General features: G+C 54.6%; 15 protein-coding genes and 17 tRNA genes. 28 read left to right on the forward strand and 4 right to left on the reverse strand.

All coding sequences use genetic code 11. The annotated features are described in order from the left end of the window. Window positions 1-4: 4 nt before the first annotated feature. From C7459_RS08915 to C7459_RS09005, 19 genes are all read left to right on the forward strand, one after another. Window positions 5-2,371, forward strand: coding sequence for a KR domain-containing protein (locus C7459_RS08915; RefSeq protein ID WP_109688489.1), 2,367 nt, complete (start codon window positions 5-7; stop codon window positions 2,369-2,371). Further along, window positions 2,368-3,912 carry a hypothetical protein gene (locus tag C7459_RS08920; RefSeq protein ID WP_146200982.1) on the forward strand — a complete coding sequence of 515 codons (1,545 nt, stop codon included), beginning with the start codon at window positions 2,368-2,370 and terminating at the stop codon, window positions 3,910-3,912. Before C7459_RS08915 ends, C7459_RS08920 begins: the two co-directional genes overlap by 4 nt. A 113-nt stretch (window positions 3,913-4,025) precedes the next feature. Further along, window positions 4,026-5,015, forward strand: a complete 990-nt coding sequence (locus C7459_RS08925; protein ID WP_109688491.1) for a metallophosphoesterase family protein — start codon at window positions 4,026-4,028, stop codon at window positions 5,013-5,015. Further along, the gene (locus C7459_RS08930) at window positions 5,012-6,616 is read left to right on the forward strand and encodes an AAA family ATPase (RefSeq protein WP_109688492.1); all 1,605 of its coding nucleotides are present in this window, start codon (window positions 5,012-5,014) and stop codon (window positions 6,614-6,616) included. The genes C7459_RS08925 and C7459_RS08930 overlap by 4 nt, the downstream gene beginning before the upstream one ends. Then, window positions 6,613-6,864, forward strand: a complete 252-nt coding sequence (locus tag C7459_RS08935) for a hypothetical protein (protein WP_109688493.1) — start codon at window positions 6,613-6,615, stop codon at window positions 6,862-6,864. The genes C7459_RS08930 and C7459_RS08935 overlap by 4 nt, the downstream gene beginning before the upstream one ends. Next, entirely contained in the window at window positions 6,843-7,580 is a 738-nt protein-coding gene (locus C7459_RS08940) for an ATP-binding protein (protein ID WP_211320365.1), read from the forward strand. Before C7459_RS08935 ends, C7459_RS08940 begins: the two co-directional genes overlap by 22 nt. 30 nt (window positions 7,581-7,610) lie before the next feature. After that, a complete protein-coding gene (speD, locus tag C7459_RS08945; RefSeq protein WP_109688494.1) occupies window positions 7,611-8,009 on the forward strand; it encodes an adenosylmethionine decarboxylase in 399 nt (132 codons plus the stop codon). Between the two features lie 128 nt (window positions 8,010-8,137). Next, window positions 8,138-8,212 (forward strand) — tRNA-Ala (locus C7459_RS08950). A 65-nt stretch (window positions 8,213-8,277) separates the two neighbouring features. Then, window positions 8,278-8,354: transfer RNA gene (locus C7459_RS08955), tRNA-Asp, on the forward strand. Window positions 8,355-8,373: 19 nt separating this feature from the next. Further along, window positions 8,374-8,449: transfer RNA gene (locus C7459_RS08960), tRNA-Phe, on the forward strand. Window positions 8,450-8,468: 19 nt separating this feature from the next. Next, window positions 8,469-8,543, forward strand: a tRNA-Gly gene (locus C7459_RS08965). A 6-nt stretch (window positions 8,544-8,549) separates the two neighbouring features. Then, window positions 8,550-8,623 (forward strand) — tRNA-Cys (locus tag C7459_RS08970). 9 nt (window positions 8,624-8,632) lie between these two features. Then, window positions 8,633-8,708: transfer RNA gene (locus C7459_RS08975), tRNA-Val, on the forward strand. Between the two features lie 150 nt (window positions 8,709-8,858). Then, complete coding sequence (locus C7459_RS08980) at window positions 8,859-9,434, forward strand: hypothetical protein (RefSeq protein WP_109688495.1); 576 nt, start codon at window positions 8,859-8,861, stop codon at window positions 9,432-9,434. Between the two features lie 48 nt (window positions 9,435-9,482). Next, a complete protein-coding gene (locus tag C7459_RS08985; protein ID WP_170119373.1) occupies window positions 9,483-9,869 on the forward strand; it encodes a carboxypeptidase-like regulatory domain-containing protein in 387 nt (128 codons plus the stop codon). 124 nt (window positions 9,870-9,993) lie between these two features. Beyond that, entirely contained in the window at window positions 9,994-10,290 is a 297-nt protein-coding gene (locus C7459_RS08990) for a hypothetical protein (protein ID WP_109688497.1), read from the forward strand. 146 nt (window positions 10,291-10,436) lie between these two features. Further along, window positions 10,437-10,512, forward strand: a tRNA-Val gene (locus C7459_RS08995). Between the two features lie 22 nt (window positions 10,513-10,534). Beyond that, a tRNA-Val gene (locus C7459_RS09000) sits at window positions 10,535-10,610 on the forward strand. A 23-nt stretch (window positions 10,611-10,633) separates the two neighbouring features. After that, window positions 10,634-10,709, forward strand: a tRNA-Val gene (locus C7459_RS09005). A gap of 83 nt (window positions 10,710-10,792) precedes the next feature. Here C7459_RS09005 and C7459_RS09010 read toward each other — a convergent pair. Next, on the reverse strand, window positions 10,793-11,230 hold the full coding sequence (locus C7459_RS09010) for a hypothetical protein (RefSeq protein ID WP_109688498.1): 438 nt from the start codon (window positions 11,228-11,230) through the stop codon (window positions 10,793-10,795). A gap of 26 nt (window positions 11,231-11,256) precedes the next feature. Next, complete coding sequence (locus C7459_RS09015; RefSeq protein WP_170119374.1) at window positions 11,257-11,661, reverse strand: DUF4878 domain-containing protein; 405 nt, start codon at window positions 11,659-11,661, stop codon at window positions 11,257-11,259. Window positions 11,662-12,108: 447 nt separating this feature from the next. Here C7459_RS09015 and C7459_RS09020 point away from each other — a divergent pair. The 9 genes from C7459_RS09020 (at window position 12,109) to C7459_RS09060 (ending at window position 14,076) form a co-directional block, all read left to right on the forward strand. Further along, window positions 12,109-12,184 (forward strand) — tRNA-Lys (locus C7459_RS09020). 8 nt (window positions 12,185-12,192) lie between these two features. Next, window positions 12,193-12,268 (forward strand) — tRNA-Ala (locus C7459_RS09025). Between the two features lie 4 nt (window positions 12,269-12,272). Continuing rightward, window positions 12,273-12,348: transfer RNA gene (locus tag C7459_RS09030), tRNA-Asn, on the forward strand. A 5-nt stretch (window positions 12,349-12,353) separates the two neighbouring features. Beyond that, window positions 12,354-12,430 (forward strand) — tRNA-Glu (locus tag C7459_RS09035). A 7-nt stretch (window positions 12,431-12,437) separates the two neighbouring features. Continuing rightward, window positions 12,438-12,513 (forward strand) — tRNA-Val (locus C7459_RS09040). Window positions 12,514-12,592: 79 nt separating this feature from the next. Continuing rightward, window positions 12,593-12,668, forward strand: a tRNA-Met gene (locus C7459_RS09045). Between the two features lie 3 nt (window positions 12,669-12,671). Next, window positions 12,672-12,748, forward strand: a tRNA-Asp gene (locus C7459_RS09050). A 6-nt stretch (window positions 12,749-12,754) separates the two neighbouring features. After that, window positions 12,755-12,830, forward strand: a tRNA-Val gene (locus C7459_RS09055). A gap of 181 nt (window positions 12,831-13,011) precedes the next feature. Further along, window positions 13,012-14,076: a tyrosine-type recombinase/integrase gene (locus C7459_RS09060; protein WP_109688500.1), complete on the forward strand. Its 1,065-nt coding sequence runs from the start codon at window positions 13,012-13,014 to the stop codon at window positions 14,074-14,076. A gap of 396 nt (window positions 14,077-14,472) precedes the next feature. Here the strand turns inward: C7459_RS09060 and C7459_RS23985 are convergent, their stop codons facing one another. After that, window positions 14,473-14,604 (reverse strand): hypothetical protein, encoded by a 132-nt coding sequence (locus C7459_RS23985; protein WP_281272764.1) that lies wholly within the window; start codon window positions 14,602-14,604, stop codon window positions 14,473-14,475. Continuing rightward, window positions 14,592-15,482, reverse strand: a complete 891-nt coding sequence (locus C7459_RS09065) for a hypothetical protein (RefSeq protein WP_109688501.1) — start codon at window positions 15,480-15,482, stop codon at window positions 14,592-14,594. The genes C7459_RS23985 and C7459_RS09065 overlap by 13 nt, the downstream gene beginning before the upstream one ends. Between the last annotated feature and the right edge of the window lie 555 nt (window positions 15,483-16,037).

Below are 16,037 nucleotides of genomic sequence, written 5' to 3' on the forward strand. Positions count from 1 at the left end.
CTGCATGAGTTCAACTGCAACCGCACGTCTGCGGAATTTGATACCTCCCGCGATCACCTACCCGGCTGACGGTTCGGTGCTCCCGTGCAATCGATATCGGTGGCGACCGATCGAATTGCCGTCGGTCGAGATTCAGGCAGGGAAGTTGGCTGGCAAAAAGGTCTTGGTGGTCGGCGGGGCGGAGGCGACCTATGAGCGCCTCGCCGCACACCTGCGCTCCTATGGCGTCACGTGCTATCGATTTGACGGAGCGGCGCTACAGCCGGGCGTTGAGGTTGATGGCATCCTCGATCTGAACATCGAGGAGCCTTTTTCACTGGCGACGGGCACGGCTTGGGAAGCGCCGTTCGCGTCGACGATTCGCGCTGTGCAAGCGGTCTATGAAGCGTGGGCAGAGGAAACGAACGCCAATCGGCTTTTCTACGTCGCCGTCACCGCGATGGGTGGCCAGATGGGCTATGACGGGGAAAAAGCGGCCCAACCGCTGGGCGGTGTCTGGGCCGGTTTTGCCAAAAGCCTGCCTCGCGAGATCCCGAACTGCCATGTCAAAGTCATCGATGTGGCGCGAGCGGAGTGGGAGAACCTCGAACAGATTCTTGTGCAGGAACTGTTCAATTGGGGCGTGTTCGAAGTCGGGTATCAGAACGGGGTGCGCTATGGCCTGTTCGCTGAGCATGTCCCCTTAGGAGAACCTGTTCGTTCTATTGAAGAAGGAGATACGATCCTGATCTCCGGCGGTGCGCGGGGGATCGGATTCGCCCTCGCCCAAGACTTGGCGCGCAACTTCGGGTGCTCCGTCGTCATCACCGGCCGCAGTGAGTTCCCAAGCGGTGCCGAGGAGTGGTTGGCGCTCGGGGCGGAAGCGTTTAAAAAGTTCCAGTTCGAAAGCCTGCGCACCAGCCCAAGCGTCCTCCAGACCCGCAAACAACTGGAGCGCATCAAGAGCCAACGCGAGCTCTATCACAACGTCCAGCAGATGCAGGATGAAGGGCTGCGCGTTCGATACGAAGCCTGCGACTTTACCGATGAAGGTCAAGTTCACGCGCTGGTGCAAAAAATCGGCCCGTCTCTGCGCGGAGTCATCCACAACGCAGGGATCGAGGAAACCATCCGCCTGAACGCCAAAAGCGTCGAGGCTTGCCTCGCGACCGTTCGGGTCAAGATCAACGGCTTTCTGCATCTGGCCACGGCGTGTGCCGACTTGAACCTGAACTTTTTCTGCAACGTGGGTTCCCTGTCTGGACGTTGGGGTGGCATGATCGGGCAATTGGATTATGCAGGTGGCAACGAAGCGCTGACCCGTCTGGGTTTTTGGGCGACTGCGAACGGACTGTTCGACGTGCAGACGATCTGCTGGCCGACCTGGGACAAACTCGGACTGATCACCAACTACCAAGCGGCACTGAAGTATGCTTCGGCGATCCATGTGCAGGAGGGCATCTATCACTGGCAACGCAATCTGCTGGCGGGCGATGCGGGCGAGTGCATCTACATGGGCAAAGTCGGCAAAGCGCTCGTGCCGATGCAGATCAACGGGTTCCTGCCCGTCTCGATCGTGGAGGCACCCGATATCGAGCGCATCCATTCACAGGTGTTCTACATGGGAGAGGTGCAAGACTTCCGGCTGTTCAAGTCTGTCGCCAGCGTCTCCCGGATGGATCGCCGCTTGACCACCTGCATCGAAGACGTGCGCTGGAACGGCAAGGCGATGATGCCGGTCAGCCTGTTGCTGGAGTACGTGCTCTCACTGGCGGAGTGGGTCGTTCCCGAAGGTTGGCAGGAACTGCCGCTCCGCTCCATCGACGGGTTGGAAGTCAATCTGCCGGCGCTTGCCTATGCAGCAGACGAACCCGCGTGGGAGTTGGGGAAAAAGGCCGTCGGCCATTGGGATGGCGACGCCTGGGTCGTCACCGTCACGCTGTCGAGAGGGAGTCAGCTCGTAGCCCGCTGTCAACTCGTCCACCGTGCCGAGGCTGTACCTGTGCCTGTACCTGTACCTGTGCAAAGGGACTTGCCGTTCACGTCGAACGCACCGGACTTACCGGATACGCCGGAGTCGCCACTGGTGTGGCGCGGAGGCGTTTTTGCCATCGCGCGTTGGCACGCGTCGGTCGGACACGTTCCCGCCTGCTCGTCAGGGCAGATCTGGTCGGTCCCGCATGTGCCGACCATGCGATTGCCCAGCGCCCATCTGGAGAATATCTTCCGCGCTGCCTCGACTCGACAAGCCGATCGCCTCACCGTCCGCCGACTTGGGTTCCTGCAAGAGAACCTGCGCTGTACGACGATTGCACAGGTGGGCGACACGTGGTATGTGCAGGATGAAGCCGGGAATCCCGGGTTCTGGTTGGAAGGTGTTGCATGTTCATGATGTGGCATAAATTTGTGGAAACCGTGCTGCGGGATGACGAAGCCCGCTTCAATTTAGAAGTTCGCTGTGCCAACACAGATGATTTGACCGCTTGGTTGTACGCGACCGTCCAACTGATTTTTGGGCATGATGCGCTATTGGCCCAAGCGTGGGCGGAAAGTGGCGCTGGGAAAAAGGCTCTGGTAGAGCCTGTGCTCGAACAACTCAGCATGCTGCGCTGGCTGGAACCGGGTCGTTTTTTCGACCGCCGTGTTGCGATCCCGCTGCAAGAAGTGAATCTGGCGGTTTTTCACAGCGGATGGTACTACCTGATCCCTGTGAGCGCATCAACTACGCTACAGGAACTGGATGCATACGCCACCTCGATCCTTGCGGGGCCAACCGAGGCGGGGGGAGGAACGGTGGAGGCCGTTCTCGGTCAAACACCGCGTCGCTTGCAAAAAAGTCTCCGCGAGCAACTTCCTGCGCAGACGCTAGAGGGACTAAAAGCCCTCCGTTCCGCACCGATCCTCCTCAACTGGAGCCTACAGGCTTCCAAACAACGCCTGCGCGACATCCGCAACGGTCGCCGTGGCGGGAACGATCACCCGCTCGTGCTGTTCCGCACAGAATCGAGCATCGTGTTTGATATTTCCCATGTCATGTTCGATGGCGTGTGGGCGAAGCGAATTGTCGATGTGCTGACCGAGGTTGCCACGCAGGTGGAACGCACAGCCCCAGTCCCAGCAACGACTCCGCTCAAGTCCCTGCGCTTAGAGAGCGGTTCCAATTTCCCTGTGCCCACGCGTTCATCGGAAGTCACCGCCGAGGCGACGGGGATTCGCTTGCAGGCGATGCAGGAACTTCGCAAGCGACTGGCGGCGCAAGGTATAAAAGTGACGGTCAACGACTTCCTGATCTGGGCGCGATTCGTACACGCCCGCGAATACAAACCGAGCGCCCGCGCGTTGGCAGTGCTGGAACAAGCGGGTGAGAAGTGGGCGGCGCAGATCTGCAAGAGCTGGGAGCAGGAGCGACGCAAGCCGCCGTCCTTGATGATCCTCGTGGACGTGTTCAAAAGGGACCCGCGACTGCGGCTGTACCCGATGACGATCCAAAGTGACGGACGCGAGGAACTGGCCGCGCTCAGCGCGAGGTTGCAACAAAAAATCGCCTCCGCACGGAACGGCAAGAGTTTTGCAACCCATGCCGGACAATTGTTGGTCTGGACGCCGCCGTTTCTGCGTCCGCTCAGCGTGTGGGCCTCGGAGCAGTTGCGCCCGTTCCAGAGTCGTATCCAAGCGGACGAAGTATTCTCGAACCTTGGCTCGGTTGGCGAACACTCGTCGATCTCCCGCTTCACCAGCGCCCGAGGCCGCGTGCAGAGCCAAACCCGCGTCTGGGGCATGGTCACGACTCGCGAGGGCGTGCTCTACGTCACGCTCCGGGATTTCCAACCGCATGTGCAACACCTGTCGCCAAAACTTGCGCAGACTTTGACCCAAGATTATCTCGATGCGTATACCGCGACGGTGAATCGGTTGATCGAGCGTTTTTCCTAAGACGAGGCTCAGGCCTCGTCTTTTTTACATTCCATACATTACAAGAAGGAATTGCCCCGCCGCTCCTTGAAGTCTACATAATAACCAAACAGAGAAGGGGGACGAGCGTTCCCATGAAGCTCTTGTTTTTAACCGATACGCACATCCGCGCCAGTTCTCCACAGAACCGCACGGATGATTTTGTTGCTACATTAAAAGCCAAATTTCGTGAAGTGAATGAGATTGCCAAGCGCGAAGGGGTTCAGGCGATCCTGCACGGTGGCGATCTTTTTGATATTCCGAGCCCTTCGCTTGCTGTCTGCGGCGATTTTGTACAGATCATGGGCGAGGCAGGCGTGCCGATCTACGGGATTGCCGGCAACCATGATGTGTTCGGTCATAACCCGGACACCCTGCCGCGCACGATGCTCGGATTTCTCGACCGCATCGGTCTGTTCCGTTTGATCCATCCGGGCAAGCCGTTGTTTCTCGATCATGCGGGCACCAAAGTCCAAGTGACCGGCCAGCATTACCACTACGATCTCGACCGCCGCGATCCGCGCCTCGATTATTGCGTGGACACGGTGGAGGCGGATTTTGGCATTCATCTGGTACACGGGATGCTGATGGATCGCGCCTTCATGGACGGAGTGGCGCATACGCGGGTAGATCAGATCCTCGACACGGCCGCCGACCTGACGCTCTGCGGGCACAACCACCTCGGCTGGCCGGAAGTGAAGCATGACGGCAAGATCTTCTACAACCCAGGTGGCTTCGTCCGGCTCTCGAACCATCCCACCGATGCCAACCGTCGACCGCAAGTGCTGATCCTCGATTTCACCAGCGGCAAGTTGGAGATCAAAAAAATTCGGCTCAAGACGGCCCGCCCTGGTGACGAATGCCTCGACCGCAGTCAGACAGAGGAGGCGGCATTTGCCGCGCAGCGGCTTGCCGATTTTGTCCAAGGCATCAAGGCGGCTGGCGACTACAAAGTGATCGACATCGGCGCGATCATCGACGAGATCGCTGGACGTGAAGGGTTGCCGGGCGACGTGCGCGAGGAAGCGATGAACCGCATCGCCTCGGCACAGGAACGCCTGACGATCGGGGAGAACAAGCGATGAGCCAGAAAACGATACGAACTCTGCGCATAGAAAATTTCCAATCGCATGAATTGACGGAGATGGCATTTGACGATGGGTTGAACGTGATCGTCGGCGCCTCCGACCACGGCAAGTCGGCGGTGATCCGTGCGCTGCGCTGGTTGCTGTTCAACGAACCGCGCGGTTCCGACTTCATCCGGGTCGGTGCTTCGCAATGCCGCGTCTCCATCGAATTGGTCGACGGCTCTCGCGTCACGCGGGAACGCACACCGTCGAAAAACCGCTACATCGTCGTCGATGCCAGCGGCGAGGAACAAATCTATGAAGGCTTCGGCAATTCCGTGCCCAAGGAAGTCAGCGACATCACGGGTGTCGCCAAGATCATGCTCGATGAGGACACAGAGACGGTTCTGCATCTGGGGACCCAGTTGGAGCCGCCTTTTCTGCTCTCCGAAACGGGGTCGATCAAGGCCAAGGCGATCGGTCGACTGAACGGTGTCCACATCATCGACGCCGCCTCTCGCGATACCAGCCGCGACTTGACGCGTTTGAATTCGGAGGAGAAGCAATACCGTGAGCAATTGGCCGAAGTCGAGCAGGAACTGCTACAGTTCTCCGACCTCGCCTATATGGAGAACATCCTGATCATGCTCGAGGAGCGTCAAGCCCGCCTGAAGCAATTGGGCGCGCGTCTGGAAAATTTGCGCCGTCTGCGCGAACAGCACACGCGGATCAGAGGCGAACTGTCCTCGACGGTACACGTATTGGAGCAAACGCAACACATCGAACGCGCTGCCTTGCGTCTCGAACAGGCAGGGGCGGTGCAGAGCAAGGCCTTGCGCCTGAACCAGACCCGCAACAAGTGGACACAGGTGCGCCAAGCGCTCACCGAGACCGACCACATCCTGCGCGTGACGGAACAGTTGCCACAAGCGCATGTTCAAGTCGAACGGCAGGAGCAACGCTTGGCGGCGTATCGTCGCTTGAGCAAGCTCGCCGCCGACCGGGAGAGCACCGCGATGCAAAAAAGTCGCGTCGATGCGGTCCTCGACCGCACGGCGCAACTCGTGGAGGCCGAGCAGCGAGTCGGGCGGATTGAGCAGTCGGGACAGCGTCTGACCCGTTTGCGCGACATGTCCCGCAAACACGGTGAGACGGGGCAGGTGCTCAGCAAGATCGACATCGTGCTCCGACGAACGGCACAGGTAGCAGATGCCGAGGTGCGGGTGGAACGACTCGCTGCGACGCGGACGAAGTCGCTTTTGCTACATGAATTGCTCGGGAAAAAGCGCGAGATCGACAGGCAGATGCACGCGCTGACCCACATCCTCGAACGGTTGCAAAAAACGCAACACGTCGAATTCAAAGTCGAGGAACTGGCGATGCTCAGCGATCGGCAAAAACGCCTGCACGAGTGGCAGGCGCAGATCGTGGATGTCATCGACCGCTTGCACAAAGCGGACGCCTACCTTGCCAATAACGAGCACGAATTGCGCGACATGATCGAACAATACACGGCGGCGCTGAAGGAATCGGGTTCATGCCCGGTCTGCTTCACCCCGATTGATGAGCATACCACCGAGCGACTGGTGGAGGAATTTAGAGGAGGGGTATCCGAATGAGCACGATGATGGAGAACAAACTCGCGACGTTGAAGGACGGTCTCGCCAAGGCGAAGGACATGCGCTACAAGGCAGAACTGCGCAAGGATGCATTGATGAAGCAACAGGAGGAAATTCTCGAACAGATCCGCGCCGAGGGTGTCGACCCGGACGCGCTGGAGCTGGAAATTGAGAAGCTGGAAATTGAGATCGGCCAACTTGCAGAGGAAGTCGAAGGGATGATCCCGTGGGATCTGATCAAGGGATGAGTGAGCACAAGTCGAATGGGGCTGCTGGTGCACAGGATCGTCCCGCTTGGCCTGATCTTGCCAACCTCGACATGGCCTTGACCGAATTGCGGGCCCGCTACAACCGCCGGCTCGGGGAACAGGATGCGGTGCTGCGCAAGCAAGCGCAGATCCTCGACCGTCTGGAATCGAAGCGCGGAGAGATCGACAAGCTCCAGCAGGTGAAAATTCTCCTGCAGGAATCCTCGGCGTTTGCCCGTGAACAGGCGCGTCGTCAGATCGAGACGATGGTCACCAATGCGTTGCAGTTTATTTTCGGCAATGACGACATGGAGTTTCGCGTGCAGATCGAGGAAGTGCGCGGGAGAGCCGAGGGCGAGTTCCTGGTGGTCTCGACCTATGGCGGTGAGATTCCCGTGCAGACACGTCCACAGGACGCCCGGGGGGGTGGTGTGGTCGATGTGATCTCGCTGGCGTTGCGTGCGGCGCTGTTGCAAGCGAACCGACCGGCGCTGGATGGCCCGATGATCCTCGACGAGCCGGGCAAGCATGTCTCCGAGGAGTACAGCCGCCCCGTGGCCGAGTTTCTCAAGCAGCTCTCCACGGCATTTGGACGCCAGATCATCATGGTTACGCACAACCAACATCTGGCGAATACGGGAGATACTAGTTACATCGTGGAGATGCGTTCTGGGAAAAGCTATGTACGAGTCTTTCAAGGAGTGGAGCAGGCCTAGAGCTGAACCCTCCCGAAAGGAGTGGACGCAATGGATACGATGGGACGTCATGTCGTGGCAGAGCTGTGGGAATGTGATCCCAAACTGCTCAACGACATCGAACAAGTGGAAAAGATCATGGTCAACGCTGCGATCGAATCCGGCGCAGAAGTGCGCGAAGTCGTGTTTCACAAATTCACGCCGCTCGGAGTCAGTGGTGTCGTGGTCATCTCGGAGTCACACCTGACGATTCACAGTTTCCCAGAGCACGGCTATGCCAGCATCGATGTGTACACGTGTGGGGATCGGATCGACCCGAAGGTCGCCGCTGATTACATCGCCCGTGGCCTGCGTGCCAACAAGCAGGAGACGGTGCAATTCGCAAGGGGTTTAGGCAAACTACGCGTGGAAGAACAGACGGTAGAAGCCCCGACTGGCGGCACGCGGTAGGACAGGAGAAACTCTCGCAGGAGAGTTTCTCTTTTTTTTACGAAAAGAGGGTATTGCCATTCTGTTGCGATCATGTTAAGATAACTTCTGTCGCCAACAACGACAAGTTTTCACTCGCTTCACACTGTGGGGAATTAGCTCAGTGGTAGAGCACTGCGCTGGCAGCGCAGGGGTCAGGGGTTCAAGTCCCCTATTCTCCACCAATTTCTTTCTTGACTTCAGGGTACTGATTGTGGTACATTATCTGAGTCGCTTGCATAACTTATACGGAGCTGTGGTGTAGTGGCCTAACATGTCCGCCTGTCACGCGGAAGACCGCGGGTTCGAATCCCGTCAGCTCCGCCACTATTTTTAAATTCAATATGGCTCGGTAGCTCAGTTGGTAGAGCAGTAGACTGAAAATCTACGTGTCGGCGGTTCGATTCCGTCCCGAGCCACCATCTTTACAAAAACTTATACGCGGAAGTGGCTCAGGGGTAGAGCATCGCCTTGCCAAGGCGAGGGTCGTGGGTTCGAATCCCATCTTCCGCTCCATATTTTGGTGGCATAGCCAAGTGGTAAGGCGTAGGTCTGCAAAACCTTGATCCCCGGTTCAAATCCGGGTGCCACCTCCAATTTCATACGCGGTCATAGCTCAGTTGGTAGAGCACCACCTTGACATGGTGGGGGTCACAGGTTCGAGTCCTGTTGATCGCACCACATCAAACACCCTTCGGTAACATTGCCGAAGGGTGTTTTTTTTCATTCTATTCTTCCTGCAAAGTAGACCTGTTGGAACTCCTCCAAACAGGTCTTTTGTATTATTTTCCATAGATAATATCGAAATGGCTCCAACCCGCCGCAGCTCTGTTGCTCGCATCGACCTTGACGTTGCCGACTGCAGCCTACGCAGCGGACAACCCTGTGCAAGAAGCAAGCGGCCACATCAACCAGGTTCAAGGCGCGGGCGTGACGCTCAAAGCGGGCAAATCGGCGGATGCAAAAGACTTGCAGGCTGTCGACTTGTCGCACTTCAAAACCAAACTTGCCAAAGACAAAGCGAAAACGCCTTCCACGGCCTCCCAAGGCATCACGGCTGCTGATTACGGCAACCATACCCCGAACAGCGCGATCTACATCGACCTCAACACCCTCTACCAGAACACCATGTCTGCGCAAGGGCAGTACGTCTACGCCCCGGATGCCAGCAAGCTGACCGCTCTGCTCCCTGCGATGCAAACTGCGAACGTCAACTACGACCTGCACCTGTTCCACATGAACGACACAACGGGCGCACTGGAGAATGAACAAGTCTCCGCATTTGGCGCAGGATCGGACGACCAAGTCGGCTTGGTTGCACAACCGGGGTACTACTTCCTCTGCGTCAACTCCGTACAAGGTTTCGACGCGACCAACCCGTACCTGTTTGAAGTGGCGAACTCCTAGTCCGCCAACTACCACCTGCAAGTCAGCCGTCAAGCGACCTCGATCGCCGTGACCACGGTTACTTCTGATCCTAGCTACATCGGGTACATCAACTACGGCTGGGGCTACAAGTGGCGGATTATAGGCTGGATCACCGTCTCCGGCACCTTGAAGGACCAAGACGGCCAACCGATTGCCAACGCACCGGTAACCCTGCTGCTCAATGAGCGCTTGGGTAAACAGTCGGTGAGCGGCACGACGACGGCGAGCGGAACCTACTCGCTGAACATCCCGAGCTTGAACCCGGGTGCTGGGGACTACTCCTACTATGCCTCTGCCAGCACACACTATTTCGATGTGATCGGCATGGGCGTTGCGTCCAGCCTCTCGAACTCCAGCGAAACGTATGTTGACACGTTGTATCACTTCGCGTACTCGATCTACCATCCGTTTTAAGGTAGCCAAAAAGCCAGCATTCAAGAACTTGAATGCTGGCTTTTTTTCGTAACCCCTCGCTCCAAAAGACAAAAAAATCCACCTATGTTATACTGATTCTTATTTCACAAAGGAGAAGTACAACATGAATCCCGTTGCTTCCGGTCTCATTGCCGGTCTTGTTTTTGGCATCATCTCCGTCCTCGTCATGATCCCGTTGCAGTTCTCAGACAAGCGTGCCGCCATGATCGGATCGTTCATCAACCGCTTTGCGATCGGGTTGGTCATCGCCACGATCGAGCTCGGCCTGCCCGGTTGGGGCAAGGGCATCCTCGTCGGATTGTTGCTTTCGCTGCCAGATGCGATCATCACCAAGTCGTGGGCTCCGATCATCGGCATGGGGGCGATCGGCGGGCTGGTGATCGGGTTACTTGTTGGGTAGAAAAAAGCAGTGCGGACAAGCATGAGCGGGGAAATTTCAGATAAGAATCGAATTTGTCCCGTTTTGCTTGTCCGTACCTCTTGAGATTTCCCGTCGAATCCTGTATATTTGTCTCTGTCACCACGACACTTCCTACTACAATACACGCGGTCATAGCTCAGTTGGTAGAGCACCACCTTGACATGGTGGGGGTCACAGGTTCGAGTCCTGTTGATCGCACCACTTCACTTGCACAATCTCATATGCGGTCATAGCTCAGTTGGTAGAGCACCACCTTGACATGGTGGGGGTCACAGGTTCGAGTCCTGTTGATCGCACCATCTTCACATGCACAATCCCATATGCGGTCATAGCTCAGTTGGTAGAGCACCACCTTGACATGGTGGGGGTCACAGGTTCGAGTCCTGTTGATCGCACCAGAGGCTTCATCATGCGATTCATATACAAGAGCACCCCTTCATCGTTCAACGACGATATAGGGGTGCTCTTGTTTTATTGTGTCTTAGTAACCGTCGTAGGCGTTCCCTGCTCCACTCATACCTGCAGAGTTATGGGGAGTCATGCGAATGAAGTAATCATTGCTCGGGTCGATGTTCGTAAACGTGAAGGAATACCAGCTTCCTACTTTGGGGTAATTCTGACTAAAGTTTTTCATCCCCTTCAGTGTATTGCTGTACCAATGGTATTGGTAGATGGAGTAGTCGATATTTGCAGGTGCCACATTGGTACCCGAATCCTGCCAACCATTGATCGTACATACCTTGCTGCTATTTGTTACGGTGAAGACAGGGGAATCGACAGGAGTCGTAAACGACCCCGACCCGAATCCTGGGCCGAACGAGTAGTAGCCAAGGCCCGGAGAAGCAAACGCAGCAACACTCCCGAAAGACAGAGCTCCAACAATAAATGTCGACGCAATCATGAAACGAAGCGATTTCATACAGACCCTCCTCTACTTTGGGATTGTTAGTTGTTTCCGATCACGATCTTCCACTGACCGTTAAGGAACTCCACGGGTAAGGTTTGCTGGGGTAATTCTTCCTTGTCAGTGGTTGACTTGAGTTCTACGTTCATGTGGGTGTCATCTACTTTTTCAAACGAGATGATCTCCGCCTTTTTTACACGTTCGTTTTTCGCGAGGTTCGTGTAAACCTTGCGTTGGGAAGCCTCGTCCTTGAAACGAGTATCGTTTGTGTACTTCATGATTTCGTCGACATTACCAGATTTCAGAGCGTCAAGGTAGTGGATTACAGCTTTTTTGGCTTCTTGCTCAGGGGTAGCAGATGCTTCGGATTTGGTTACGCCGAAGTACAAACCACCGGCAACAGCTAAAGAAACGATTGTAGATAGTATTACAATTTTTCTGTTCAATTTTGTGGCCTCCTTTATGGAAAATCAACACAATGATAACTCGGTATAATTAAGTTTACAATAGTTATATAGAGTTTTGTCTATGTTACAATAGATAATCTAAGGGGTAGTGCTCTAAAATGCTTGCTGGGCGGGGCAGAATGAAGGAACAGTTGACCCAGCCCGTCTGATGCAAGAGGACTTGTTTTTCTTGCAGAAACAGTTGAGTGGTCATGATAAAACAGAGGTGGAGGAAACCCTTATGAAAGCGAAGTAGTCGCAGTCGTCATTTCACTGAAAAAAGTCGCTTAGATGCTACTGACAGAACCAGCATGATCGATGAGGAAAAGAGGGAATGAACAAGGTTGTTGGAGCTGATGGGGAGAATGCGAGGTATTTGTAGGAGTTTGTTTGACTTTGCGTTTTGATCGCGGATGGGGGCCGTGGTAAGATAAGTCCTGTGAGCACGAGCCATTAGCTCAGTTGGTAGAGCACCTGACTTTTAATCAGGGTGTCGAAGGTTCAAGTCCTTCATGGCTCACCAGTTTTAACGGGGGGTTAGCTCAGTTGGTAGAGCACCTGCCTTGCAAGCAGGGGGTCAGCGGTTCGAATCCGCTACTCTCCACCATTGTTCCTCGATAGCTCAGTTGGTAGAGCGCCCGACTGTTAATCGGATGGTCGCAAGTTCGAGTCTTGCTCGGGGAGCCATCTAGGGCCCGTTGGAGAAGCGGCTTAACTCATCGCCCTTTCAAGGCGACATTCACGGGTTCGAATCCCGTACGGGTCACCACGTTTTCGGAGGCTTAGCTCAGCTGGGAGAGCATCTGCCTTACAAGCAGAGGGTCGGCGGTTCGATCCCGTCAGCCTCCACCATTTTCACTAAAAACAAAGGAAGGTCGACTAAGACCGCGGCGTCCATGCCGCAACGTCGACACTCCGGAATCCTTTCCGTCGCGGGGTGGAGCAGTTGGCAGCTCGTCGGGCTCATAACCCGAAGGTCACAGGTTCAAGTCCTGTCCCCGCAACCACATGGAGCTGTGGTGTAGTGGCCTAACATGTCCGCCTGTCACGCGGAAGACCGCGGGTTCGAATCCCGTCAGCTCCGCCACTTTTTGCGGTCATAGCTCAGTTGGTAGAGCACCACCTTGACATGGTGGGGGTCACAGGTTCGAGTCCTGTTGATCGCACCACACCTTTAAAACCGTGATATATCAATGTTTTCAGTGGACTGACGTAGGACAAATGATGTGACAAATTGGAGCAGGGTGGCGCTCCTAATTCCATCAGGGTAGTGCTCCTACATCGGCTCCACATACGGCAATCCGAAACGCTTCTTCTTCGTAATCAAACGATGAGGGAGCGTTTTTTGTTATGGATAGACGTGTAGGTAAGAAAACGATACAAACTCGGGTCGTAGCAACCACGGCAGCACTTGACGTATCCTTAGACGTTTTGTTCGAGCAGTTCATGTTGGCGAAGGCATCGGAGAATCGAGCGCCGCGAACCCTCGCACAATACCGCGAGAACTATAATTTCTTTCTGGGTTACTTGACTGAGCGGGGCCAATCAAAAGCCTTCCAGAACGTCACTACGGAGCTTTTACGCGAGTATATCGTGTGGATGTTGCATGAGAAGGTTCAGTTCAAGGGGAGCAAGTACGCACCGAAGGTGCAGACTGTTGGGTTGTCCCCTGTGACGGTCAACACCCGACTGAAAACATTACGAGTACTCTTCGGATTTCTGAAGAAGGAGAAGATCATCGCTGAAGATCCGATCAAGCCGATTGAATCTGTAGAGGAAGACGAGAACGAGGTTATTGTTCTTACGGTCGAGGAAATGCGGCGGTTGTTCGCTATGCCGGATCAAAAGCGGTTCAGCGATTTTCGTGATTACGTTCTCATGAACTTTCTGCTGGACACGTTCCTGCGAATCAACGAAGCCCTATCGTTGAAAGTGACGGACGTTGATCTCGATTCGGGGATGGTGACGGTGCGGGGCGAGGTAGCCAAAAGCCGTAAGTCCCGAATGGTTCCGTTGAATAACTACACAGTTCGGTTGTTGCGTGAACTGTTGGCCGAGAACCAAGAGTTTGTTTCCGAATACGTCTTCCTAGCGAATTATGGCGATCCACTCCAAGCCAACCAGTTCAGACACCGTCTCCGTGAGTATTCGGAGGAAGCCGGTATCAAGAAACGGGTACACCCGCACTTATTCCGACACACTGGGGCCACGATGTTCTTGGAGAACGGAGGGGATGTACGCCATTTGCAGATGATGCTTGGTCACAGTGACCTTCGAATGGTTTTACGATACACCCACCTTTCTAAGCAATCCTTAAAGAAGCAGCATGAACAATTTTCTCCGATCAACGCCGTTCGAGGGAAATTGAACAAAGAGCGAAAAATCGAGGTTAAGCAACAGAGGATTGCTATGTAATCAAAACCCCTTGCCGATGATTGGCAGGGGGTTATTGGTTGGAGGGTATTTATCATCTAAGAACACGAAGCTGAGGAGTATCTCACTCGTCGAACCAAGGTGGATCATTGGCGAACTTGTACGGATTGCTGACGAGTCAACCGTAAATCTACCGTCGCTGACAGTCGATGTAATTAAGGACTGGCGGTGTCTGACCACCGGAAGTAGACATCCGCTGGCTGAACGCAGTATCAAGGGTTCGAGGCATCTACCACCGGAAGTCTAGCGCTATTGGCAGAAAATTCACTGAGTACGCTGAGCTTCCGGTGGCTGATGCGAAATAACATCGTGCCGGCATTAACCCGTAGTCCGCTTCGAGTGGTACGAAGACGGAAGGAGCTAGCTGACGATAAATCGTTAGAGCGTCCAGTCCTCAGCGAAGAGTTTTTTCAAACGCTTGTGGATACGGCGCACCTGTTCATGATGCTTGTAGCCGAGTTCCTGCGCGATCTCCGTATAGCTCTCACCCGCAACCATCAATTGAGCCACCTTGCGCTCCTCCAGAGACAGACGCGTATCGTATAGGAAGTCCTGTCCCAATGTGTCAGTGGATCGGCACCGGGCGATGAAAGAACTTTGTGGAGCGGCAAACCGTTTGCGTCAAGAGTGTCAAGGGACACCGTCCCGTAGTTGGCCTTTCGTTTGTCGGTCGTTTTCTCAGCGCGGTACATGTCCATTGCCTTGCTTTTTAGGATCATGGACAACGTTTCGATGAAGTAGAAACCAGAGCTGAAGATGTATCCTTCCGAGGCCAACGTGTAAGTCAGTTCCGCGAACAATCCAACGAAATCCTCGACAGGTAATCCAGTTGATGCGCTCCACCACAACGCCAGATAGTGAAGATATCCAACCTTCTTAAGCTTAAGTCCCTCCAAGCCAGCCCATTGGCGCTGTACGAGTTCGATTTTGCGGGGAGTTTCTTTTGGGAAAGAGCATAAGCGCCGCCACACTGCATCGAACGCTTTACAATACTCGTTGTGGGTCGTTACGATTACTTCGATGTCCTCGTCAAGACTATCCAAAAACTCCGCCCACGCGTCTTTGAAATCTGAGACTGCATCTTCAATACTCAGCGCCCATCGCTGCCGATGACGAGGCCAGGTCTCAAAGCGTCTTAGCTGTGCTTCACGGCGAATCTCCCACCCCAAATCCTGCTTCCAATCGGCAGCAGTCAAGGGTTTAGCTAGTACAGGTTTGGTTAGTTGCTTATTGTTTGGTATAGTACCTTGTCTATATGTAGCCCCAGCGTTTGTATAGTTGTAATACGAGGTTTTGTTGCTGTATTGCACACTTCCGCTCAAATTATTCTTCTTTTTTTTCTTGCGGCGAGCATCCTCTTCCGCGAGCATATCCTTAGCCCGGCTCATTCACTTCACCGCCTGCACGTTTGGTCATGGTTATACGAGTAGCATGTCTGCAAGTGCATTGTTTATGCTGGAGAATTAGTAGCAATTGGCTTTTTCGGCGATTGAACGACGTTATGTATTGACCATCGGCAGTCCACTTCCGGTGGCGCTAGACCCTTCCAGTGAATCGTCGCGTCTCGAAGTTCTGGAGAACTCGCAAAAATTTTTATGAGAATTTGCTATCTGCGACAAGGTGTTATTCTAGCGAGGGAGTCCGGCCCATTTTATTGAACTTCCGAAATCCCTCAAACGTTCGTCTATCGTCGGGCGGGGGGCGTACAGAACACCGTGGTCTATTCTTGCAAGGGAGTGGCTATCGGGAGGTAATGGTACGGAAAAAGTAAAAACCACCCTTTTGGGGTGGCGTCAATCTAGGCCTAGATTTTTTGAATGAAGAGCATTACATAGCTGCATTGATTGCAGATGTAAGCTCTGAGTGGCATTACCTGATCCAAGTTTGTGTTGAATCCAGTTGGCCCTACGTTCGCAGTAGGAAGAGAGTGGTAAGGATTTGGG

This window comes from Tumebacillus permanentifrigoris, from assembly GCF_003148565.1.
Lineage (GTDB): Bacteria > Bacillota > Bacilli > Tumebacillales > Tumebacillaceae > Tumebacillus > Tumebacillus permanentifrigoris.

Excerpts from the sequence above, each read along its gene's own strand:
- C7459_RS09010 (WP_109688498.1), bottom strand. The coding sequence starts at position 11,230 with ATGAAATCGCTTCGTTTCATGATTGCGTCGACATTTATTGTTGGAGCT.
- speD (WP_109688494.1), top strand. The coding sequence starts at position 7,611 with ATGGATACGATGGGACGTCATGTCGTGGCAGAGCTGTGGGAATGTGAT.
- C7459_RS08920 (WP_146200982.1), top strand. The coding sequence starts at position 2,368 with ATGATGTGGCATAAATTTGTGGAAACCGTGCTGCGGGATGACGAAGCC.
- C7459_RS08990 (WP_109688497.1), top strand. The coding sequence starts at position 9,994 with ATGAATCCCGTTGCTTCCGGTCTCATTGCCGGTCTTGTTTTTGGCATC.
- C7459_RS08930 (WP_109688492.1), top strand. The coding sequence starts at position 5,012 with ATGAGCCAGAAAACGATACGAACTCTGCGCATAGAAAATTTCCAATCG.
- C7459_RS08915 (WP_109688489.1), top strand. The coding sequence starts at position 5 with ATGAGTTCAACTGCAACCGCACGTCTGCGGAATTTGATACCTCCCGCG.
- C7459_RS09065 (WP_109688501.1), bottom strand. The coding sequence starts at position 15,482 with ATGAGCCGGGCTAAGGATATGCTCGCGGAAGAGGATGCTCGCCGCAAG.
- C7459_RS08935 (WP_109688493.1), top strand. The coding sequence starts at position 6,613 with ATGAGCACGATGATGGAGAACAAACTCGCGACGTTGAAGGACGGTCTC.
- C7459_RS08925 (WP_109688491.1), top strand. The coding sequence starts at position 4,026 with ATGAAGCTCTTGTTTTTAACCGATACGCACATCCGCGCCAGTTCTCCA.
- C7459_RS09060 (WP_109688500.1), top strand. The coding sequence starts at position 13,012 with ATGGATAGACGTGTAGGTAAGAAAACGATACAAACTCGGGTCGTAGCA.